The organism is Erythrobacter litoralis HTCC2594, from assembly GCF_000013005.1.
Lineage (GTDB): Bacteria > Pseudomonadota > Alphaproteobacteria > Sphingomonadales > Sphingomonadaceae > Parerythrobacter > Parerythrobacter litoralis_A.
Genome location: NC_007722.1, coordinates 2,004,447 through 2,025,191, shown reverse-complemented (window position 1 = coordinate 2,025,191; position 20,745 = coordinate 2,004,447). Strand labels below are relative to the sequence as shown.

At 64.0% G+C, this 20,745-nt stretch carries 21 protein-coding genes; 12 read left to right on the top strand and 9 right to left on the bottom strand.

Annotated features, from left to right (window positions below):
• Positions 1–2: 2 nt before the first annotated feature.
• The 6 genes from EL2594_RS09830 (at position 3) to EL2594_RS09805 (ending at position 5,485) form a co-directional block, all read left to right on the top strand.
• The gene (locus EL2594_RS09830; protein WP_007163748.1) at positions 3–392 is read left to right on the top strand and encodes a MerR family transcriptional regulator; all 390 of its coding nucleotides are present in this window, start codon (positions 3–5) and stop codon (positions 390–392) included.
• A 720-nt stretch (positions 393–1,112) separates the two neighbouring features.
• Positions 1,113–1,916, top strand: a complete 804-nt coding sequence (locus EL2594_RS09825; RefSeq protein WP_011414913.1) for an aldo/keto reductase — start codon at positions 1,113–1,115, stop codon at positions 1,914–1,916.
• Positions 1,913–3,445 (top strand): GMC oxidoreductase, encoded by a 1,533-nt coding sequence (locus EL2594_RS09820; protein WP_011414912.1) that lies wholly within the window; start codon positions 1,913–1,915, stop codon positions 3,443–3,445. The genes EL2594_RS09825 and EL2594_RS09820 overlap by 4 nt, the downstream gene beginning before the upstream one ends.
• An 18-nt stretch (positions 3,446–3,463) precedes the next feature.
• Entirely contained in the window at positions 3,464–4,165 is a 702-nt protein-coding gene (locus EL2594_RS14935; protein ID WP_011414911.1) for an FkbM family methyltransferase, read from the top strand.
• Between the two features lie 4 nt (positions 4,166–4,169).
• Positions 4,170–5,234, top strand: a complete 1,065-nt coding sequence (locus EL2594_RS09810; RefSeq protein WP_011414910.1) for a YeiH family protein — start codon at positions 4,170–4,172, stop codon at positions 5,232–5,234.
• Between the two features lie 14 nt (positions 5,235–5,248).
• Positions 5,249–5,485 (top strand): DUF6356 family protein, encoded by a 237-nt coding sequence (locus EL2594_RS09805; RefSeq protein WP_011414909.1) that lies wholly within the window; start codon positions 5,249–5,251, stop codon positions 5,483–5,485.
• A 16-nt stretch (positions 5,486–5,501) separates the two neighbouring features.
• Here the strand turns inward: EL2594_RS09805 and EL2594_RS09800 are convergent, their stop codons facing one another.
• Positions 5,502–6,296: an SDR family oxidoreductase gene (locus EL2594_RS09800; RefSeq protein ID WP_011414908.1), complete on the bottom strand. Its 795-nt coding sequence runs from the start codon at positions 6,294–6,296 to the stop codon at positions 5,502–5,504.
• A gap of 98 nt (positions 6,297–6,394) precedes the next feature.
• Here EL2594_RS09800 and EL2594_RS09795 point away from each other — a divergent pair, with 98 nt between their 5' ends.
• From EL2594_RS09795 to EL2594_RS09780, 4 genes are all read left to right on the top strand, one after another.
• Positions 6,395–6,949 (top strand): TMEM165/GDT1 family protein, encoded by a 555-nt coding sequence (locus EL2594_RS09795; protein ID WP_011414907.1) that lies wholly within the window; start codon positions 6,395–6,397, stop codon positions 6,947–6,949.
• 105 nt (positions 6,950–7,054) lie between these two features.
• Positions 7,055–7,516: a Dps family protein gene (locus EL2594_RS09790; RefSeq protein ID WP_011414906.1), complete on the top strand. Its 462-nt coding sequence runs from the start codon at positions 7,055–7,057 to the stop codon at positions 7,514–7,516.
• 72 nt (positions 7,517–7,588) lie between these two features.
• Positions 7,589–8,212: a 6-phosphogluconolactonase gene (locus EL2594_RS09785; protein WP_011414905.1), complete on the top strand. Its 624-nt coding sequence runs from the start codon at positions 7,589–7,591 to the stop codon at positions 8,210–8,212.
• The gene (locus tag EL2594_RS09780) at positions 8,200–8,670 is read left to right on the top strand and encodes an NUDIX domain-containing protein (RefSeq protein ID WP_011414904.1); all 471 of its coding nucleotides are present in this window, start codon (positions 8,200–8,202) and stop codon (positions 8,668–8,670) included. Before EL2594_RS09785 ends, EL2594_RS09780 begins: the two co-directional genes overlap by 13 nt.
• 7 nt (positions 8,671–8,677) lie before the next feature.
• On the opposite strand, the gene dinB is transcribed toward EL2594_RS09780, so the two are convergent.
• Entirely contained in the window at positions 8,678–9,814 is a 1,137-nt protein-coding gene (dinB, locus tag EL2594_RS09775) for a DNA polymerase IV (RefSeq protein WP_041685957.1), read from the bottom strand.
• Positions 9,815–9,895: 81 nt separating this feature from the next.
• On the opposite strand from dinB, the gene EL2594_RS09770 reads away from it, so the two are divergent.
• On the top strand, positions 9,896–11,161 hold the full coding sequence (locus EL2594_RS09770; RefSeq protein WP_011414902.1) for a multidrug effflux MFS transporter: 1,266 nt from the start codon (positions 9,896–9,898) through the stop codon (positions 11,159–11,161).
• Between the two features lie 90 nt (positions 11,162–11,251).
• Here the strand turns inward: EL2594_RS09770 and EL2594_RS09765 are convergent, their stop codons facing one another.
• The 6 genes from EL2594_RS09765 to crtY all read right to left on the bottom strand — a co-directional run bounded on the left by EL2594_RS09765 (position 11,252) and on the right by crtY (position 19,225).
• Positions 11,252–12,796 (bottom strand): acyl-CoA carboxylase subunit beta, encoded by a 1,545-nt coding sequence (locus EL2594_RS09765; protein WP_011414901.1) that lies wholly within the window; start codon positions 12,794–12,796, stop codon positions 11,252–11,254.
• 142 nt (positions 12,797–12,938) lie between these two features.
• A complete protein-coding gene (locus EL2594_RS09760; RefSeq protein ID WP_011414900.1) occupies positions 12,939–14,807 on the bottom strand; it encodes an acetyl/propionyl/methylcrotonyl-CoA carboxylase subunit alpha in 1,869 nt (622 codons plus the stop codon).
• Positions 14,808–14,860: 53 nt separating this feature from the next.
• Positions 14,861–15,946 carry a phytoene/squalene synthase family protein gene (locus EL2594_RS09755; RefSeq protein ID WP_011414899.1) on the bottom strand — a complete coding sequence of 362 codons (1,086 nt, stop codon included), beginning with the start codon at positions 15,944–15,946 and terminating at the stop codon, positions 14,861–14,863.
• Entirely contained in the window at positions 15,943–16,524 is a 582-nt protein-coding gene (locus EL2594_RS09750) for a TIGR00730 family Rossman fold protein (RefSeq protein WP_011414898.1), read from the bottom strand. The genes EL2594_RS09755 and EL2594_RS09750 overlap by 4 nt, the downstream gene beginning before the upstream one ends.
• Complete coding sequence (locus tag EL2594_RS09745) at positions 16,521–18,026, bottom strand: phytoene desaturase (protein WP_041685251.1); 1,506 nt, start codon at positions 18,024–18,026, stop codon at positions 16,521–16,523. The genes EL2594_RS09750 and EL2594_RS09745 overlap by 4 nt, the downstream gene beginning before the upstream one ends.
• Positions 18,023–19,225, bottom strand: coding sequence for a lycopene beta-cyclase CrtY (crtY, locus tag EL2594_RS09740; RefSeq protein ID WP_011414896.1), 1,203 nt, complete (start codon positions 19,223–19,225; stop codon positions 18,023–18,025). Before crtY ends, EL2594_RS09745 begins: the two co-directional genes overlap by 4 nt.
• Positions 19,226–19,334: 109 nt before the next feature.
• Here crtY and EL2594_RS09735 point away from each other — a divergent pair, with 109 nt between their 5' ends.
• Positions 19,335–20,246, top strand: a complete 912-nt coding sequence (locus EL2594_RS09735) for a MipA/OmpV family protein (RefSeq protein ID WP_011414895.1) — start codon at positions 19,335–19,337, stop codon at positions 20,244–20,246.
• Here EL2594_RS09735 and EL2594_RS09730 read toward each other — a convergent pair.
• A complete protein-coding gene (locus EL2594_RS09730; RefSeq protein WP_155806029.1) occupies positions 20,234–20,719 on the bottom strand; it encodes a hypothetical protein in 486 nt (161 codons plus the stop codon). The genes EL2594_RS09735 and EL2594_RS09730 overlap by 13 nt on opposite strands.
• Positions 20,720–20,745: the final 26 nt, after the last annotated feature.

Here is a 20,745-nt window from a genome sequence, read left to right as displayed (position 1 = left end):
CTTTGAAAATTGGCGAAGTGGCGAAGCGGACCGGGTGTAACATCGAGACAATCCGGTATTACGAACGGATAGGCGTTATCGATGCTCCGCCGAGAAGGGGCGCCTACCGCGACTATGGTCCTCACGACACGGAGCGCCTCCGCTTCATTCGGCGCGCGCGCGAACTCGGATTTTCCCTCGAAGAGGTGCGGGCATTGCTTGACTTAACGCCAGGTCAGGAAGTGCGTTGCGATGAGGTGCAATCGATCGCCGAACAGCACCTCGCAAACATCCGTGCGAAGCGGGCCGACCTTGAGCGTATGGAGAACGCTCTCGCTAAACTGATCGAGCAATGTGGCACCACGAGCAATGATCGGTGCCCGGTATTGGAAAGCCTCGCGGGCGAAGGCTAGCCCAGCGAATTCAAGCTACAGACCAACGGGTTTCCACCCAGCACTCAAAATTGGCGCAGCCTGCCGGATCAGAAAAGCAAGCGGTCCGCTTTCGGGCACCTTGCAATGTGCGGCCTACGACCAGAATTGGGGCGCAAAGCTGCCACCTAGAGCGCTCAATCGCCGCGCGGCTATTTTACGGCAGATGTTTTCCGGAATGACTGAACCGAGGTTTCAGCAAATGATGGGTAAACCGCGCGCAAATGGGAATCTGGCGAGCACACCCTACCCCGCGAATTCGGGGCATAAGTCTATGATATTTATATGAAATAGCGTTTTGGGCGGAATCGACCCGTCTACGAGTAGAGCGGGTTTGCGCTGAGCCGTGGGCAACTCACAGTTTCATAAACATATGAATCAAGATGATAATATTCAGTCGAAGAGTGAGTTGTTTGCGATCCGCCGAATTTCTATTTTTGCGACCTGTTAAGGCTGCGCTCCACTCACGTACGAGTTGCCAATCTTACCGGTGACAACTGAAAGCTAGCAGGCTAATTGCGAAGCACGGCGATGGGCGCAATTGTCCCTCTCAATCCCGGGATTTTCCACAGAAGCGCGGGCTTGTGGGGGCCAGTTTGGGGGCCTTTTTGTTTCTCGGATTTTCAAAAATAAAATGATTTCAATTGTTTATCCGACGTATTGGCTTCCCTTCACCCGCTCCATGATGTAACGCGGCCCGCGATGCGGACCGTAACGCTTCCCGACACCGACCTCACCGTCTCGCGTTTCGTGTTCGGGACTTCGGGCCTGTTCAATGTCCGTGGGCGACGCAATCGCGGGTCGCTCTTGGAAGAGGCCATCGCCCGAGGCTTCACGCATTTCGATACGGCACCCTATTATGGCTTCGGCCATGCCGAGCGCGATCTCGCGCCGGTGCTGGCGCGGCATGAGCATGTGACCGTTGCGACCAAGGTTGGCCTGCATTCGCCGGGCGGCGAGGCGCAGCCGACCTGGCAGGTTTTCGCGCGCAAGGCCGCCGGCCGCGTGGTCCCTGCGATCAGCAAGCCGTCGCTCGACTTTGCACTCGATCGCGCGAAGCGCTCGCTCGACGGCAGCCTCGCTCGATTGGGTCGAGAGCGGGTCGAGCTGCTCTTGCTCCACGAACCCGAACTGGCGCTGCTCGCCACCGATGAATGGCTCCGCTGGCTGGAAGACTGCCGTGCCGCCGGAAAGGTCGGATGGTTCGGCATGGCGGGGCTGCCCGAGCTTATCGCGCCGATCCTGAACGATACGCCGGGCCTCGGCTCAGTGCTGCAACTGGCCGATAGCCTCGACCGTCACGAGGCGGACAGGGCGCTGGGCGCGCGCGCGATGCAGATTACCTACGGCTATGTCTCGGCCGGCCTGCAGCGCGCGCGGCATGCCAACGTGCCGGGAATTCTCGCCAAGGCGCTCGAACGCAACCGGACCGGTGCGGTTATCGTCAGCACCACCAGGCGCGAACGCCTCGCGCAATACGCCCCGATCGCCGAGCCAGCGGGATGATCGTCGAGCCGGATGCGCCGCTGCCAGAGCGCGTAGAAACGCTTGTTATCGGCGCGGGGACGATCGGTTTGCCGCTGGCGGTGAAGCTGGCGGAAACGACCGGAAAGCCGGTGCTGTGCCTTGATTCGGGCGGGTGGTCGCAGGCTGGCGACACCCATCCCCTGAATGCTGTCGAGCAGCGCGGAGACAGATACGATGGGGCCGATCTGGGCCGCTTTCGCGGGCTCGGCGGCACCTCGACCCGCTGGGGCGGGGCTTTGATCCCGTTCCAGCCTGCCGATATGACCGGGTGGCCGGTATCGTCGGAAGAGCTTGCGCCTTTCATCGGCGAGGTCGAACAGCTCTTCGGCCTCGATCCAGGTACGTACCACGGAAGTGATCCGATGCTGGACGGGCCGGACATGGTACCGCGCCTCGCGAAATGGCCGCCCTTCGCCAAGCGCAACGTGTGGAAATTGCTCGAAGGCGAGGTGCGCCGGAGCGACACGTGCAGCGTCGCGCTGGAAAATGTCGTCACCAATCTTGCGTCGGAGGCTGATGCGATCCGCGTAGAGATTGCGAGACCAAATGCGTGGCATGTGATCCACGCTTCGAAGGTCATCATCGCAGCGGGCGCAATCGAGACGACGCGGCTGGCCCTCCTGCTCGACCGCGCCATGGACGGCGCGGTCTCCAGGATGTCGCCGCTGCTCGGGCGAACCTTCGGTGACCATCTGTCGGTCGAGGTCGGGCGCATAGTGCCGCGTGATCGCGTGGCGCTGAACCGCCTTTTCGGCTTCCGCTTCGCCCGGTCGGGGATGATGCGCAACCTGCGTTTCGAATTGGCGCCGGAGACGCCGCTTCGCGAGACCGTGCGGCCCGGCTTCGTTCACGTTGGCTATGCGACCGACGGCGACACAGGGTTCGACCACTTGCGCGCCGCCATGCAGGCCGTGCAGCGCGGCACCATGCCATCCGGCGGCGCAGTCGCGGGCCTTTTGCGCGACCTGCCGTGGTTGGCGCGCGCTGTGAAATGGCGGTTTGCCGACAAACGCCAGCTTTTCCCGGACGGCGCAGACCTCGTCGTGCATTGCGTGATCGAGCAAGGGCATGAGCGCGACAGCCGGATCACGCTCAGCGACACGCTATCCGACGCACATGGCACGCCTCTCCCTGCCATCGACTGGACGGTGACGCCCGCCGATGTGGAGCAACTGCACGCACTTGCCGATATTTTCGAACGGCACTGGGACCGAGGCGAGCTGGCCGGTCTCGGCACATTCGAGCGTTTCCCGCGTGCCGGTGTCGAGCAGGCCCTCGTGCATTCGGGCGGCATCTACCATCCGACCGGATCGACGCGCATGGCCGCGAGTGCTGCCGATGGCGTGGTCGATGCCGACCTGCGCCTGTTTGCAGAGCCGCGCGTACAACTGGTCGGCACCTCGGTACTACCATCAGGCGGGGGAGCAAATCCGACCATGACGGCGCTGCTGCTTGCCATGCGGCTGGCGGCACAGCATGGTCGCGCCTCGCGGCGGCAAGGCCGATAGCGAGAGACGAGACGCCAGGTGGACTATTCAAGCAGCTGGATCATGCGGGTGCGCCGGATCGGCCAGCGGCTCGGCATATTGCGGCCGCTGCAGCGGGCCTATCGCACCCTTTTCCGGATCGATTACGAGCAGGCTTTCGACAGTGCGCTTAAAACTGCCATCCAGCCCGGTGATACTGTCTGGGACGTGGGCGCAAATGTCGGCCACTATGCGCCGCAGTTTGCCGCCTGGGTCGGGCCCGGTGGAAAGGTGATCGCCTTCGAGCCTTCTCCCTCCAGCCTGCCCGATCTCCGCGCTGCGGTGGATGGAATCGACAATGTGGTTGTCGAAGAGATCGCGCTCTCGAACGAAAACGGCGAGGCGGATTTCTTTCTCAGCACTGATGGCGCATCGGCCAATGAAGGGCTGAGCGATGTCGGCTCCGACACCGGCATGGTGGGCCAGATGGTAAAGGTCAGGCGCGGCGACGCATTGGCAGACCGATACCCGCCCAATGTCGTCAAGATCGATGTCGAGGGCTTCGAATTCGAAGCGGTCGAGGGACTGGGTGACGTTCTCAGGTCGCCATCGCTTCGCACCGTGGCCATCGAGGTGCATTTCCAGACGCTCGCACGGCGAGGCAGGGCCGATGTGCCCAAGCGGCTGACACAGACGCTGAAAGCGTCCGGTTTCCGCTTGCGCTGGACCGATCCGTCCCACCTGATGGCAACACGGAATTAGCGGCGTGAGCAAGGGCCCCGACAGCTACTACATGGCGGATCTCTTCGGGGAGCTGCAACTCGCCGACAGCCCGCCGCAGCGCAGCCTGGCATCCTACCTGCCGGGCCTGGGACTGGTGCTCGTCGCCTCTCTCGCGGCCCTATGGTTGAGCGAGCACTATGGCCCGCCTGCCGTGCTGATGGGCCTGCTGATCGGCTTCGCGCTCAGCTTCACCAATAGCGACCGGCGCTTGCAGCCGGGGCTAGATTTCGCTTCGCAAACGCTCCTGCGGATCGGGATCGTGCTCATTGGTCTGAGGATCACCTTCGGAGAAATCGCAGGTCTTGGATTCGTCCCGTTCGCGACGCTGCTCGGGATCATGGCTGTCGTGATCGCTGCCGGGCTTCTCGCTGCCCGCCTTCTGCGCCAAGACATGATGTTCGGCTTGCTCGCGGGCGGCGCGACCGCGATTTGCGGTGCTTCGGCGGCGCTCGCGCTGTGGTCCATCATCGGCGAGAAACGGATCAGCTCCGAGCAATTCACCATCGTCCTGCTCGGCACCACGATCGCCAGTGCAACGGCCATGACGTTCTATCCGGCGATCGCCTCGTTGCTGGGTCTCACCGATACGCAGGCCGGATTCCTCATCGGCGCTTCGATCCATGATGTCGCACAGGCCATCGGCGGCGGGTTCGCCTATTCGGAGGGCGCGGGCGAGGTTGCAACGGTGGTCAAATTGTCGCGCGTGGCGATGCTGGTGCCGGTTTTGGTGCTGGTATCGATCGCTCTTGGTCGCTCCCGCGATACGAATAGCGGTGCCCGCAGCCTTTCGTTCTCGCAAGCGCTGCCGTGGTTCATCGTCGGTTTCGTCATGCTTGTGGCGCTCGGCAGCTTGGTCGCGCTGCCGCCCGCCGTGACCGCAGCGGCTTCGGACGCCGCGCGGTTGCTGCTGCTGTTTGCCGTCACCGCCGCGGCGATAAAATCCAATCTTGCCGGTCTGCTTGCCCATAATATGCGCAGTTTCGGCCCCGTCATCGTCACGACCTTGACCGCCTTCGTGGCGGCGCTGGCCGCTGCACATTTGCTTTAGGAGATTTGCCGATCATGCGACTTTTTACAGAACACCCCGGCAGTGTCGGCGAGACCTATCTGGAACACCTGCAGGTAGCATGGAGCTTTGGCTTCCCGCTCGTGCGCGCAGGCATCGGGTGCATTGTTCACGGGCTCCTGCCGTTCCTGTGCAGCAATACCGGCAGCAAGACGATCCTTGCGCAACACGCCCGCCTGATCGCCGCGCGCGGTCGCAACGATACAGGTCCCCAGTTCGACTGGTGCATTTGAGCCGGTGCGATGACCTCTATTTCGGCGGCATCCGGATTGCCCCGTCGAGCCGGAACTGGTGCCCGTTGATATAGCCGTTGCGAACGATTTCGAGGACGAGGCTGGCGAACTCCTCCGGATGGCCGAGCCGCTTGGGGAAGGGAACGCTGGCATTGAGCTGGTCCCACATCTGCGGGTTGCGGTCCTTCATGCCGAGCATGAGCGGAGTCGCAAAGATGCCGGGCATGATCGAATTGACGCGAATGCCCAGGTCCATCAAATCGCGCGCCATCGGCAGGACAAGGCCGTTCACGCCGCTCTTGCAGCTGCCGTAGATCACCTGCCCGATCTGCCCATCCTGCGCCGCGACGCTGGCGGTCAGGATAATCGCCCCGCGCTCACCGTCCGCGGTCACGGGCTCGCTGTTCGCCATCCCGAGCGCCGAATGGCTGGCGATGCGAAAGCTTGAAACGAGTACGCCCTCCGCGCCGAAGGCGTAATCCTCGGTCGGCAGCTTCTTGTAGCGGCCGGCTTCCTTGTCCCAGCCGATGGTCTTGCCGCGCTTGCTGGTCATCGCGCAGTGGACGGTCACCCGTTCCTGGCCATGCGCCGCGCGGGCCGCCTCGAAACCGTCGACCACCGATTGCTCGTCGGTGATGTCGACGTGATGAAAAGTCCCGCCGATCGCATCGGCCTTGGCCGGGCTTTCATCGGTGTTGATGTCGAAGATCGCAACCTTGAAGCCCGCCTCGGCCAACGCCACGACACTGGCATGGCCGAGCCCCGATGCGCCCCCGGTCACGATAGCCGCGTGGCCTTGTTCCAACTTCATGCTCGCTCTCCCGACTGATCTTGGCTTAAGACACGACTGCTATCGCATGGCGGCGCTGGAGGGAAGAAGCCCTGCGGCGAACGAGAGGGGCGGACGTCGTGTCATCTTTCCTGTTCGGCTTCGCATTGGTGCTGCTGGTATCGCTGGGCGCGCGCGACCAGTTGCTGGTGGCGCGACTGGCGGGGCGGACCGGGCCGGGGCTGGTCGTTGCGGGCGTTGTTGCTGCCACGATCTCTGCCGGTGCAATGGCCTGGGCCGGGACCCTCATTGCCGACCTCCTCTTTCCGGCGGCCAAGCAGATGCTCGTCGCCTTCGCGCTCGCGGCGGCGGCTTTCGAGCTGGCCTGGCCCAATCGCGAGCAGGCGCCGGCCGAGCCGACCCATTCGGTCATCGCGGCTTTCATCGTCCTTCTGGCCCGCCAGATCGGCGATGCGGGGCGTTTCATCGTCTTTGCGCTGGCAGTGGCGACGGCACTGCCTTGGCTCGCCGCAGCGGGAGGTGCGCTGGGAGGCGCGGCGGCGCTGGTGCTCGGTTGGGTGATGGGAGCCGGATTGGAGAAGGCGCTGCCATTGCGCCTGATCCGCTTCGTGCTGGCCGCGCTGCTCGCCATCGCGGCCGTCGCGGTCGGCCTGGCGGCACGAGGTATCATATAAATCGATAGAATCGATCAGGGTGATGTCTATTGATCGGGAAACCACACGGTCGTGCGGCCGTTATATCGTGGTAACCGAAACCAAAAAAAATACAGGAAACACACCATGTCCACTCAAGGCGATAATTCGAAAGCGGCGTTGGTCAGCGAACTCAATGGCTTGCTGGCCGATCACTTCGCGCTTTACACCAAAGCCAAGAATTTCCACTGGCACGTCAAGGGTTCGCGCTTCCGTGATCTGCACCTGTTGTTCGACGAGCAGGCCGTCGAAGTGCGCGACCGGATCGACATGATCGGCGAGCGCGTCCGCAAGAACGATGCGACGACACTGACATCGATCGGATCGGTCGCGGCCAATACGCGGATCAAGGACCAGGACGCGACCGACCTTTCCGCCGATGCGATGGTGCAGGAACTGCACGACGACAACGTGAAGGTGCTCGAGCGGCTGAAGAAGCTGAAGGGGCTTGCCGAAGATGCGGGCGACAATGCCACCGACGGCATTCTCGACGATCTCACGGACGAGACCGAGGAGCGGATCTGGTTCCTCAAGAGTACGCTGGGCTGAACCGAGGCTCCACGGATACGAATTCGGGCCGCGCGGGATGTTCCCGCGCGGTCTTTTCGTTATGACGACCCGATGAGCAATATCACGATGATCGAGAAGGCTACCCCTGCCGCGATTGCGGACTGGTTGGAAAAGAGCCTGCAAGCATCGCTGGCCGCGACAGATGGCCCGATCCCCGTGACCATTCCGGGGGGTTCCACGCCTTTCCCGATCCTCGAAGAATTGGTCGGGCGAGATCTCGATTGGGCGCGGATTGCCTTCTGGCCCAACGACGACCGCATCGTGCCGGAAGATCACGAGGCCTCCAACACCGGCAAGATGCGCGCTTTGTTGGAGCCGGTCGGCGCGGAGGTCGTGACCTTGACGGTGATGGAGCAGGTCCCGCCCTTCGCGCTTACCTGGCTCGGCATGGGTCCGGACGGACATATCGCCTCGCTCTTTCCCAACACCGATCCGCAGGTGGACGATCCGCAAGCCATCCGTCGCCTGACGCCCGATCCGCTCCCCGCCCACGCGCCGTTCGACCGGGTTACGCTGACGTTGCCGAGCCTGCTCGCCAGCGATGCGATCCTTTTCACGCTTGGCGGATCGGAAGAGAAACGCGCCGTCTTCGAAGCGGCGGCGAGGGGTGAGAACGACTTGCCTGTTGCCAGGCTGCTGTCATCGGTTAGTCAGCCGGTGACATGCTTCGCCTGATACCGGCCTCCGTCCAGCGCGCGCTCATGCCGCTTGCGCATGCCGTCCGTCATCGCTGGCGGATGTGGCGCAAAACGCATCTCTACGGTATCTCCGTGATCATCACCGATTTCGATGGCTCCTTGCTCCTGCTGCGCCACAGTTACGGCCCGCAAAGCTGGGCGCTGCCCGGTGGGGGCGTCAATTCCGGCGAAGACGCGGCGGATGCAGCGAAGCGGGAAGTAAGCGAGGAATTGTCGATCGACTTGCCCAGGGTCGAGCTGGTGGGCACGCTGGAAGAGACGATCTCCGGCTCTCCCCACACCTGTTATCTGTTTTTCGCGCAAACCGATATCCACCCCACCATCGACCGGCGCGAAGTAATCGAGGCGCGGTTCTTTCCCAGCCACTCGCTGCCCGAACCGATGATCGAGAATACGCGTCGCCGGATCGAGGCGTGGCGCGCGTCCACCCGCTGACGCGGGTCTAGAACAGCGCCAGTTGACCGGTCTTGCGCTCGCTGCGCTGGGCCTGCGCTTCCTCGTCGCGCTCGAGGTTGGAGAGCGTCAGCCCCATCAGCCTGATCGGCAGCGGCAGCGGAAGCTGCGCCTCCAGCAGATCACGCGCCACGGATGCGAACTCGTCCTGCCCGGACACATAATGCGGCAGCGATTGCGCGCGGGTGATGGTGCGGAAGTCGTTGTACTTCATCTTCAGCGTGATCGTGCGTCCGCGTGCCTTGGACCGCTCGATCCGTTCCCACACGATGGCGATTATCCGTTCGAGCGTTTCCCGCAACTCGTCGGGCTCGTGCTGATCCTGGCTGAACGTCCGCTCGCCGCCGACCGATTTTCGAGAGCGGTTGGTGCGAATGGGGCGAAGGTCGATCCCGCGCGCCGCGCGATAGAGGTAATCGCCGAAACTGCCGAAATTCTGCCGCAGCCAGGCGAGGTCCTTGCCGGCCAGGTCCGCGCCGGTGTCGATCCCCAGCCGCGCCATCTTCTCCGCGCCCTTCGGGCCGACGCCGTGAAAGCGCCGGATCGGCAGCGACTGCACGAAGGCCGCGCCTTCGCCGGGCCTAATGACGCACAGACCGTCGGGCTTGTTCTGGTCGCTTGCGAGCTTGGCGAGAAACTTGTTGTAGCTGACCCCGGCGCTGGCGGTGAGGCCCGTTTCTTCCCGGATAGCCTTGCGGATCGCCTGCGCCGTCCCGGTCGCCGAGCCGACAGCCTGCAGGTCGTCGGTCACGTCGAGATAGGCCTCGTCGAGGCTCAGCGGTTCGACATGCGGGGTGTAGCGATTGAAAATCTCGCGGATCCGGGCCGACGCTTCCCTGTAGGCCTCGAAGCGGTGCTTCACGAAAATCAGGTCGGGGCAGAGCCGCTTCGCCGTGACGCTCGGCATGGCGCTTTTCACGCCGAACCTGCGCGCTTCGTAACTGGCGGCGGCAACCACGCCGCGCCCGCTCGATCCGCCGACCGCCACCGGCTTGCCCCGAAGGTCGGGGTTGTCGCGCTGTTCGACGCTGGCGAAGAAGGCATCCATATCGACATGGATGATCTTGCGCAGGCCATCTGCCTCTCCGTCTGCGTCGCTGGAGTCGTCGATATCGTCCTCGGCCATCGCTGCCGCCATAGCGCGGCTTGGCCCGCATGTTCAGAAAAATGGCTGGCAAAGTGCCCGGTCGCAGCGCAAGGGACCTGCATGGCCGCAACCGACCCGAAAACCCGATCCGGCACTCCGCCGCTGGTCGAACGCGCGCCACAGCGCGCGCTGGGCGAGCGCGAATTGATCGTGCTGATGGCGCTCCTGATGAGCCTGCAGGCGTTCGGGATCGATTCCATGCTGCCCGCGCTCGGCGTCATGGCGCAGGAACTCGTCGCGACCGGCAACGACCGGCAATTGGTGATCGGCGCCTATTTCCTCGGCGCAGGGATCGGCGCGTTTTTCCCCGGAGCTTTCGCGGACCGTTTCGGGCGGCGACCGATCCTGTTCCTCGGCCTGCTGTCCTATATCGTGCTGTCGCTCGCCTGCGCGCTGGTAACCGATTTCGAGACCATCGTCGCGCTGCGCTTCATCCAGGGGATCACCTGCGCGGGGCTCAGCGTCGTCCCAGCCGCCATCGTGCGCGATCATGTCGGCGGCGATCGCATGGCGCGGATGATGAGCCTGATCATGATGATTTTCCTGCTGGTGCCGATCCTCGCGCCCGCGATCGGGCAGGGCATCATGATGGTCGCTGGCTGGCGCGCGATCTTCGGCGCAATGGCAGTGATGGGGCTGGGCGTCGGTGCCTGGGTGTGGTGGCGCCTACCCGAAACGCTGGCAGCGGAGAACAAGCAGGAGATCGATCCGCGCACGATCCTGCGCAACATGTGGACCGCGCTCAGCACGCGCGGTGCGATCGGATATGTCGTCGGCAGCGCGCTGGTGTTCGGATCGCTGTTCGGCTTCCTCAATTCGAGCCAGCAGCTGATCGGCGAGACTTTCGGCGCGAACGAATATTTCGCGCTGATCTTCGGGGCCGCCGTCGTGGGCATGGTGGTGGCGAACTTCACCAATTCGCGCATCGTCGAGCGTTTCGGCGCGCGGCGGGTCGGCCATACCGCCCTGCTGGCCTTCATCCTCATCAGCGCTCTGCAAGTGTGGAGCGCGAGCCAGGCGCCGCAAAGCCTGCTGGAATTTATCGTGCTGATGAGCCTGGCCATGGCGACGCTGGGTTTCGTCGGCGCGAACTTCAGCTCGATTGCGATGCAGCCGTTCTTCCATATCGCCGGGGCCGCGAGCAGCGGGCAGACGGCGGTGCGGATGAGCACCGGCGCGATCCTCGGCAGCAGCATCGGCTATCTGTTCGACGGGACCGCAGTGCCGCTGGCAAGCGCGATGCTGAGCTGCGGCTTGCTGGCCCTGGCGGCGGTCCTGTTCAGCGAGCGTGGCAGGCTCTTCGGGCGGCGGGTGGAGGGGCCCTAGGCCTGAGTCCGTCATCCCAGCGAACGCTGGGATCTGTCTCCTCCAAGTCGAGCGAAACTGACTGAGATCCCAGCTTTCGCTGGGATCACGCTATGAAGCCAGCCGTCTCCAGGCAAGATCGGCGAATTCGCACAGCAGTGGCCGCGTGTCGCGCGGATCGATGATATCCTCGACGTTGAAGCGCTCGGCGCTGCGGAAGGGCGAGGTGACTTTGTCGAGCCGTGCACGGATAGCTTCCAGTTCGGCCTCCGGGTCCTCGGCGGCCTCCAGCTCCGACTTGTAGGCCACTTCCAGCCCGCCCGCGATGGGCAGGCTGCCCCAGTCGCCCGAGGGCCAGCAATAGCGATACTGGTAGCGTTCGGCATTACTCATCGCGCTGCCGGCAATGCCATAGGCGCGGCGCATGACGATGGAGGCCAGCGGGACGGTGGCCTTGTAGACCGCGTTCATCGCCTGCACGCCGTAGCGGATCGTGCCCGCTATTTCCGCCTCGCGCCCGATCATGAAGCCGGGGTTGTCGACGAGGTGGACGATGGGCAAGCGGAACTGGTCGGCGAGCTTGACGAAGCGTTCGACCTTCTCGCTGGTCTTGGCCTCCCACGATCCGCCGAGATAGCTGGGGTCGCTCGCCAGCACGAAGACCGGCCAGCCATCGAGCCGGGCAAGGGCAGTAATGCAGGCACGGCCCCAGTTGCGGCCGATTTCGAACACCGTGCCCCGGTCGAACACCATGTCGAGGCATCGCCGCATCGAATAGACCTGCTTCTCCTCGCGCGGCACGAGGCTGAGCAGCGCTTCCTCGCGGCGGTCCACCGGATCTGTGCAGTTGGACCGGCGCGCCAATTGCCCGACATGTTCGGGCATGAAGCTGAGAAAATGCCGTGCACGGGCGAAGGCTTCGGCCTCGGAGCCGACTTCGTCATCGACCACGCCGTTGCGGGTGTGAATGTCGCTGCCGCCCAGCTCTTCCTTCGCCTGCTGGTGATCGTCGGAGCCTTTGTAGGCTGCGCCAAGGCCGTCGACCACGGCAGGACCGGCGGCAAAGATCTGGCTCAATCCCTTGACCATGATCGAATAATGGCTGGCGACGATGCGCGCGGCACCGAGGCCTGCGGTCGGTCCCAGCGCCAGCGCCACGACTGGCACCGTGTCGAGGTTCTTGACCACGTCGCCCCAGCCCGGAACCGCGGGGATATAGGTCGCGCCGATCTGTTCCAGCGTCTTGACCGAGCCGCCGCCGCCGGTGCCGTCGATCATCCGGATGATGGGCAGCTTGAGCTCGTGCGCCATCTGCTCGGCCTGCAGCATCTTGCGCCTGATTCCGGCATCGGCCGCGCCGCCGCGAATGGTGAAATCGTCCGCCGTGGCGACGACGGGGCGGCCATTGATGAGCGCCTTGCCGAACAGGTATGGCGCGGGGGTGATGGCTTCGAGATCGCCGTTGTCGTCATAGCGCGCCACGCCCGCGATCTTGCCGATTTCGCGGAAGCTGCCGTCGTCGACCAAGGCTGCCAGCCGCGCGCGTGCATCCATCTTGCCGCGTGAATGCTGGCGCGCGACCTTTTCGGGGCCGCCCATCTCCTCGGCGAGCGCTTCGCGCCTTTTCAGCTCTTCAAGCTCGTCTTGCCACGACATCCCAATCTCCGTTCGGGCTGAGCAAACCCATTACCGTTCGCCCTGAGCTTGTCGAAGGGCTGTCTTTCACTTCGGGGATCAGCGCTAGAAGAAAGTGCAGTGCTTCGACAAGCTCAGCACGAACGGGTTTTGGACGGAAGCGCTAGTCCGAAGGCTCCACCACGCACAGCACCGCCTCGACCTGCACCTGCGCGCCTTCGCTGGCGGCAAGCTCTGCCACGGTCCCGTCGAAGGGCGCGGTGAGCGCGTGTTCCATCTTCATCGCCTCGAGCACCATCAGCCGCTGACCCGCAGTAACCGCATCCCCCTCGGCCACATCGAGAGCGATGACCTTGCCCGGCATGGGCGCGAGGATTGCGCCGTCGCCTGCCGCAGCCGCGCCAGAGCCTCGCGATTGGCGCTCGAAAGCGAAGCTCTGACCGTCGGCGAAGACCACGGCGCGTGCAGGGTCGACGAAGCCCGTGGCAAAGGCTTGCGCGCCGGAACGCGCGGCGCTGACCTTTCGTATCTCGCCCTTGTGGGTGAGCGTGGTCGAAATCACGCCGGGCGCATTGAGGCGCAGGCCGATGGGCAGGGCCTCGTGTTCTTCGGTGTCGGCGAGCACGATGAAATCGGCAGCGCTCTGCCAGATGTCGTCGTCGGCCTCGTCAGAGCTGACTAGCGTCTCGAGCTTGGCAGCGATGAAGCCGGTATCGAGGTTCGCCTCTTCGAACTCCTCGTCGCGCAGGCAGTTGGCGATGAACGCGGCATTGGTCTTCACCGGCCAGATTTCGACGCTTTCGGCGATGCCTGCGAGCTGATCGATGGCCTCGGCGCGGGTTTCGCCCCAAATCACCAGCTTGGCGACCATGGGATCGTAAAAGGGCGATATCATGTCGCCTTCCTCGACGCCGGTCTCGATCCTGCCTTCCAGGCCGAGGTTGAAATGCTCGAGCCTTCCGGTCGACGGCAGGAAGCCGCCATTGGGGTCCTCGGCATAGAGGCGCGCCTCGATCGAATGGCCGTCGATGAAGAGCTCTTCCTGCTTCAGCGGGATCGGCTCACCACTCGCTACGCGCAGCTGCCACTCCACCAGATCGACCCCGGTGATCTCTTCGGTTACAGGGTGTTCGACCTGAAGCCGCGTGTTCATTTCCATGAAGAAGATGCGGTCGGCGCGCAGGCCTTCGCTGGCGTCGGCGATGAATTCGATCGTGCCTGCGCCTTCGTAATCTACCGCCTTGGCGGCGCGCACGGCGGCGGCGCAGATTTCCTCGCGGGTGGCCTCGTCCATGCCGGGGGCGGGGGCTTCCTCGATCACCTTCTGGTGGCGGCGTTGCAACGAGCAGTCGCGTTCGAACAGGTGGACGACATTGCCGTGGCTGTCGCCGAACACCTGCACCTCGATATGGCGGGGGCTGGTGATCCACTTTTCGAGCAGCACCTCGTCGTTGGAGAAGCTCGCCTTGGCCTCGCGCCGGCAGCTTTCGAGGCTCGCTACGAAGTCCGCCGCGGCATCGACCTTGCGCATCCCCTTGCCGCCGCCGCCTGCGACCGCCTTGATCAACACCGGATAGCCGATCGCATCGGCTTCCTTCTTCAGCCGTTCGACCGACTGGTCCTCGCCCTCGTAACCGGGCGTCACCGGCACGCCCGCCTCGCGCATCAGCTTCTTGGCGGCATCCTTGAGGCCCATCGCGTCAATGGCGGCGGGCGGGGGCCCGACCCAGATCAGCCCCGCGTCGATCACGGCCTGCGCGAAGCCCGCATTCTCCGACAGGAAGCCGTAGCCTGGATGGATCGCCTCGGCGCCGGTCTTCTTCGCTGCCGCAATGATTTTCTCGCCCACGAGATAGCTCTCGGCGGCGGGCGAGGGGCCGATATGCACCGCCTCGTCGGCACTGCGCACATGCAGCGCCTTGGCATCGGCGTCCGAATAGACCGCGACCGTCGCGACACCCATCTCGCGCGCGGTGCGAATGATACGGCAGGCGATCTCGCCTCTGTTGGCGATGAGGAGCTTGGAAATCATGGCAGCACGGCTAGGCCAGCCATGCGCTTACGGCAAGTCGCTATGGCGGCCCGCTATTCCTCGTCCGGCAGCGGCTTGATTTCCTGTTCCGGAATGTCGCCGAGCATGCGGACGTCGATCAGGATGTCGCCGAGTTCCCATTCCGGCATTTCGTCGGGCGGCAGCGGCTTGTTGCGGAGCGCTTCGGCAAAGGCGCGCGTTATCAGCTGCAGTTTCTTGATCCGCGGGATCACCACGCGGCGGTCCCACGCCTGCTTGCCGCGCCGGTCCACCTCGTAGCCGATCTCGCTGTAGATGTTGGCCGCGGCCAGGATCGCCCAGCGGCTGCGAAACGGGAGCCGGACGGTGCCGAGCCGCGCCGCGCGCTGGTGCCGGTGCATCCGCAGGACGAGGTCGCGCGCGATATCTGCGGCTTCGCCGCGGTGGTGCGGCTTCATCAACTGGCCGGGCTCGATATCCTGCTCCGCCAGCCATTCCTCCGGAATATAGCAGCGGCCCGCCGCATCGTCTTCGTCCATGTCGCGCGCGATGTTGGCAAGCTGGAAGGCGAGGCCGAGGTCGCAGGCGCGCGCCAGCGTGTATTCGTCTTCCGGTCGCACGCCCATGATCCGCGCCATCATCACCCCGACCGCGCCGGCGACGTGGTAGCAGTAACGCGCGAGGTCCCGCCCCGTGCGCGGACGCCAGCCACGCGCGTCGAGTTCGAATCCGGCAATCACGTCGTTGGCCATTTCCATCGTCAGATTGCACTCGGCGGCGACCTGCCCGAAGGCGTCAAAGGCGATATCGGCGGTCGGCTGGCCTTCGAGCGCGCGCTTTGTCAGAACGCGGATCGCCTTGACGCGGTCAGCGATGTCGGATTGATCCCCCAGTTCGCCGCCCAGATCCTGTCCGTCGGCGATGTCGTCGCAGCGGCGGCACCAGGCATAGAGCAGCCACACCCGTTCGCGCGTGCCGCGGTCGAACAGCTTGCTGGCGCTGGCGAAGCTCTTCGACCCTTCGGCGATCATCTCGTAGCTCTTGGCCACCAGCGACGCCCGGTCGCGCCCGCCACCCGCGCGCGACACCGTCGGCCGCAGGATGCGCGAGGGCGCGAGGGGGCGTTGCGGCACCTTTATGGGTTTGCCCGGCTCGCTCAAAGATCGTCGGCCTTCATGCGGAAAATCGGCGTGTGCGGTTTGTAATTGACCATCTTCGCCAAGAGGTCCGGCAGCGTCTCCGCATGAATCAGGATGTTCTGGTGCGCCGGGCGAACAAAGCCGACCTCGGCCATTTTCGCATAAAAGGCGATAAGGTCGTCGAAGAATCCGAAAGCGTTGAGCAAGCCTACCGGATCGGAATGATAGCCGAGCTGCGCCCAGCTCATCGCTTCCCATAGCTCGTCCATCGTGCCCACGCCGCCGGGGATGGTGACGAATCCGTCCGACAGGTCGGTGAATTTCTGCTTGCGCTCATGCATGCCGGAGACGGTGATCAGCTCGTCGCAATTGTGGTTGGCGACTTCGGAATTGACGAGCGCTTCGGGGATGACGCCGATCACTTCGCCGCCCGCTTCCTTGGCCGCATTGGCGACCGCGCCCATCAGCCCCAGCTTGCCGCCGCCATAGACGACCCCGATATCGCGCTCGGCAAGCCCGGCGCCGACTTCGCGCGCGAGTTCGATGTAGCGCGGGTCGTCCGGCGTGGCAGAGCCGCAATAGACAGCGAGACGTTTCATGCCGCCGCTTTGGCGAGCAAATCCTCGATCATCAAGCCTGCGGTGGCTTTCGCGCTGCCGACGACGCCGGGAATGCCTGCGCCCGGATGCGTACCTGCGCCGACGAGGTAGAAGTTATCGATCACGTCGTCGCGGTTGTGGCCGCGCAGGTAAGCGCTTTGCCACAGCACCGGTTCGAGGCTGAAAGCGCTGCCCAGATGCGCGTTCAAATCGTGCGCGAAATCCTTGGGCGCATAGCTGAACTTGGTGACGATCCGGTCGTGGATGTCGGGGATCAGGCGGCGACCGACTTCGTCGAGGATGCGCTTCTCCAGGATCGGGCCGATCTCGTCCCAGTCGACCTTGAGCTTGCCCATGTGGGCGACCGGAACCAGCGCGTAGAACGTGCTCTTGCCCGGCGGGGCCATGCTCGGGTCGGTCACGGTGGGGTGGTGCAGGTAGATGCTGAAATCCTGCGGCAACACGCCGTTGTCGTAGATGTCGTCCAGCAATCCTTTGTAGCGCGGCCCGAACAGGATCATGTGGTGCGGGATACCGGGCCAGCTGCCTTCGAGGCCGAAATGGACCACGAACAGCCCGGGGCTGAAGCTCTTGCGTGCGAGCTTCTTGCCCATGCGCCAGCCGCGCTGGCTGCGGCCCAGCAGATCGCGGTAGGAATGCATGATATCGGCATTGGAAGCGACGGCATCGAAGCGCTGCCTGAAGCCGCTTTGCGTTTCGACTTCGGTCGCCTTGTCGTTCTCGGTATGCACCTGCACCACCGGGTCGCCGACGATCATTTTTCCGCCAAGCCGCTCGAAATGGCGGATCATGCCGGCGATCAGGCGGTTGGTGCCGCCGCGCGTCCACCACACGCCGCCATCCATCTCCAGCTTGTGGATCAGCGCATAGATCGCGCTGGTCTTCATCGGGTTGCCGCCGACCAGCAGGGTGTGGAAGCTCAGCGCCTCGCGCAGCTTCTCGTTCTCGACGAAGCTGGAGACCATCGAATAGACGCTGCGCCACGCCTGCTTCTTGGTCAGCGCCGGGGCCGCCTTGAGCATCGACTTGAAGTCGAGGAAGGGCACGGTGCCGAGCTTGACGTAACCTTCCTCGTATACGCCCGCGCTGTATTCGAGGAAACGCTGGTAGCCTTCGACATCTTTGGGATTGAGCTCCGCGATCTCCTTGAACAGCTCGTCGTGATCGTTCGAATAATCGAAATTGTGCCCGTCGGGCCAATTGAGCCGGTAGAACGGCTTGACCCGCATCAGCTCGACATCGTCGGCCATGTCGTGGCCGGACACTTCCCACAATTCCTTGAGGCAATCGGGGTCGGTGACGACGGTCGGCCCGCCGTCGAAGGTGAAGCCCTCGCGTTCCCAGTAATAGGCGCGGCCGCCGGGCTTGTCGCGCCCTTCGATCACGGTGGTGGCGATCCCTGCGCTCTGCAGCCGCATGGCGAGCGCCATACCGCCGAAGCCCGACCCTATAACGCAGGCTGTCCTGCCTTCTGCACTCATGTCGACACGCGACCTTTCGTTCTGTCCGGCACCACCAGCGGCGCACTCTTGCTGAAGATCGCCGCGATGGCGCGGTGGATCGCGACCGGCGGATTGCCCCACAAAACGCGGGCCTTTTCCTGCGGGCGCGAACGCGCGGCATAGAACCGCTCGATCAAGTCCTCGTCGAGTGTGTAGAAACGCTCGAAGATTCGATAGCGTTCCTTAGGCTGCGGGGCTTCGAAAAGTATCCTGCCCAATAGGCGGTAATAGCTCGTGCGATTCCAGTGCCGCTGGGCATGGGCGGCGAGCAGCGCGGCCAGCTGGTCGCCAGGCAGGTCCGCGTTGCGCGCGATCAGGCGCGCGGTTTCGACCGCCTGCGGCAGGGTGTAGCTGGTCAGCGGGTGGGCCAGCAGCGCGCGGGCACCCGCCTGCGGCATCCGGTCGAGCTCGCGCTCGCGGCGATAGGCAGCGAAATCGCCGCCGGTAATGACCGGCAGGACCCCGGTCTCGCTGCCGACGATGTCGCCTTCCCACCCGTTCTGGCGGCAATATCGGTCGAGCCGGCTCGACAGCGCGCCGCGATCCAGCTCGGGGTTGGAATTGTAATAGGTGTCCTCGATGAAGATGTCGCTTGCGCCGAGCGGGAGGACGTAAACGAAGCGGTAGCCGTCGAGCTGTTCTACGGTCACGTCCATGATGACCGGTCGGGTAATGCCGTGCGGGGCATGGGTGCGCAGGTGGCGGCCCATGAAGACCTGCCAGCCGCCACGCACGAGCTCGCTCGGCTCGAACCCTCGGCAATCCACCACGGCACGGGCCGGTATGGCGTCTCCCCCTTCCAGCGTGACACTGTCAGGCGTGCATTCCACCACTTTCCTGCCGGTATGAACAGTGTCTTGCGCCAATTCCCGCCGCAATCCGGCGTCGAAATCGGGCGATGCCAGAGAATAGTAGCGAGATTTCAGACGGCGGGAATATTTCGGGAAATAAACATCGTAGCCCTGCCATTCGGTCTTGCGAAACGGCTGCATGAGTTCGTTGCCGCTTTTGCCGAGATCGTTCTCGAACCAGCTCCAGCGGTGATTGCCGCCCAGCCTCTCGCCCGCTTCTATCAGCCTGACGTCGAGCTCGGGCCGCGCGTTCCTCAGCGCCAGCGCGATCAGGCCGCCCGACAGGCCGCCGCCAACAATCGCCAGATCTGCCCTGCGCCCGTTCATTGTGCGCCCGGCCTAAGCGGTGCGGTGGTCCGGGGCAATGGCAAAGCAGCGCGGGGCGGAACCGGGGCGGGTCTGGTCCGTTTCAGGGGCAAGGAAGGGAAACCCGAACATGACCATGAAATTCGTGCCGCCGCTTGCGCTTGTGGCACTCCTGGCCTCACCTGCGCTTGCAGAGGAGGACGCGGACGAGACCGAGACCATCGAGGAAAGCCAGTCGCAGCAGGACGGTATTGTTGCCGACGGCCCGCCTCCCGGCATCGGCGAGACCGTCTTCGACGGCGATTATTTATCGATCGGCATCGGTGCGGGCTACGGCCCGAGCTATTCCGGCTCGGACGACTACGTGTTCTTCCCGTTGCCCATCGTGCAGGCGAGCTACGGCGGGATCGACATCAACCCGCGTCCTGCGGGGCTTGCTATCGACTTTATTCCCGATGCCGATGAAGGCCCCTCGTTCGATCTCGGCATCGCCGGCAGGCTTCGCAGCGACCGCGCCGACCAGATCGAGGATCCGGTGGTTGAATCGCTGGGCGAGCTGGATCGCGCGGTCGAGGTCGGACCGACGGCCGGGGTCAGCTTCCCCGGCGTGCTCAACCGCTTCGACAGTCTCAGCTTCAACGTCGACGCGCTGTGGGACATTGCCGGTGCGCACAGCGGTATGACGGTGGCGCCGTCGGTGACCTATTTCACCCCGCTGAGCCGCGGCATCGCCGGATCGCTCAGCTTCAGTGCCACTTTCGTCGATGACGATTTCGCCGACTATTATTACAGCGTCAGCCCGGCGCAGAGCGTCGCCAGCGGATTACCGGCGTTCCAGGCCGATGGCGGGCTCAACAGCCTCGGCGCGAATCTTTTGCTGGCATTCGACCTCAATGGCGACGTGACCGATGGCGGTTTCTCGATCGTCACCATCGCGGGTTATTCGCGGCTGGTCGGCGATGCCAAGGACACGCCGTTCACCAGCATTCGCGGCGATGCCGACCAGTTTCTCGTCGGGGCCGGGATCGGCTACACCTTCTGATTGCGCTGATACAGAGGCGGGGCGGAGTTTGCCGGGTTCACTTCGCGGCCTGGCGAAATCGGCAATAGACTTCGTCCGTCTGCATCGATCGCATAAACAATGTCATTCTTCCCGAGCCAGGCGATCGCGGGCACGGTGTTGGAGGGTCGCTCGATCAGATGTTCGGCGCCGCGCCGGTCCACTGTCATCCGCCAGTGCCTGCCGCCTGCGGAAAACAGGATGCGGGCGACATCCGCCTCTTCTCCTTGCGTGCCTTCGAACGCGACTCTCCCGGCAAGGGCCAGACCGTTGCGATAGGCCGCGGATCGGCGCAACCGCAGGCGGGCATGATACAAGCCCGCCATAATGGTGATTACGCCCAACAGTCCGATGCCGATGCGGATCGGCAAGGGCACAGGGTTGCCCAGGACGATCAGTTCACCTGCCACTGGCAGCAATGCTGCTCCAACAAGAATAGCCAATATGGCGCGCAAGGCACTTTCCCTCGATTTCCGTTCAT

What these genes read in the sequence shown, in the direction of transcription:
- EL2594_RS09825 (WP_011414913.1), top strand. Translation starts at nt 1,113, where the DNA reads ATGCGGACCGTAACGCTTCCCGACACCGACCTCACCGTCTCGCGTTTC.
- EL2594_RS09820 (WP_011414912.1), top strand. Translation starts at nt 1,913, where the DNA reads ATGATCGTCGAGCCGGATGCGCCGCTGCCAGAGCGCGTAGAAACGCTT.
- EL2594_RS09805 (WP_011414909.1), top strand. Translation starts at nt 5,249, where the DNA reads ATGCGACTTTTTACAGAACACCCCGGCAGTGTCGGCGAGACCTATCTG.
- EL2594_RS09800 (WP_011414908.1), bottom strand. Translation starts at nt 6,296, where the DNA reads ATGAAGTTGGAACAAGGCCACGCGGCTATCGTGACCGGGGGCGCATCG.
- EL2594_RS09790 (WP_011414906.1), top strand. Translation starts at nt 7,055, where the DNA reads ATGTCCACTCAAGGCGATAATTCGAAAGCGGCGTTGGTCAGCGAACTC.
- EL2594_RS09785 (WP_011414905.1), top strand. Translation starts at nt 7,589, where the DNA reads ATGAGCAATATCACGATGATCGAGAAGGCTACCCCTGCCGCGATTGCG.
- EL2594_RS09780 (WP_011414904.1), top strand. Translation starts at nt 8,200, where the DNA reads ATGCTTCGCCTGATACCGGCCTCCGTCCAGCGCGCGCTCATGCCGCTT.
- dinB (WP_041685957.1), bottom strand. Translation starts at nt 9,814, where the DNA reads ATGGCCGAGGACGATATCGACGACTCCAGCGACGCAGACGGAGAGGCA.
- EL2594_RS09770 (WP_011414902.1), top strand. Translation starts at nt 9,896, where the DNA reads ATGGCCGCAACCGACCCGAAAACCCGATCCGGCACTCCGCCGCTGGTC.
- EL2594_RS09765 (WP_011414901.1), bottom strand. Translation starts at nt 12,796, where the DNA reads ATGTCGTGGCAAGACGAGCTTGAAGAGCTGAAAAGGCGCGAAGCGCTC.
- EL2594_RS09760 (WP_011414900.1), bottom strand. Translation starts at nt 14,807, where the DNA reads ATGATTTCCAAGCTCCTCATCGCCAACAGAGGCGAGATCGCCTGCCGT.
- EL2594_RS09750 (WP_011414898.1), bottom strand. Translation starts at nt 16,524, where the DNA reads ATGAAACGTCTCGCTGTCTATTGCGGCTCTGCCACGCCGGACGACCCG.
- EL2594_RS09745 (WP_041685251.1), bottom strand. Translation starts at nt 18,026, where the DNA reads ATGAGTGCAGAAGGCAGGACAGCCTGCGTTATAGGGTCGGGCTTCGGC.
- crtY (WP_011414896.1), bottom strand. Translation starts at nt 19,225, where the DNA reads ATGAACGGGCGCAGGGCAGATCTGGCGATTGTTGGCGGCGGCCTGTCG.
- EL2594_RS09735 (WP_011414895.1), top strand. Translation starts at nt 19,335, where the DNA reads ATGACCATGAAATTCGTGCCGCCGCTTGCGCTTGTGGCACTCCTGGCC.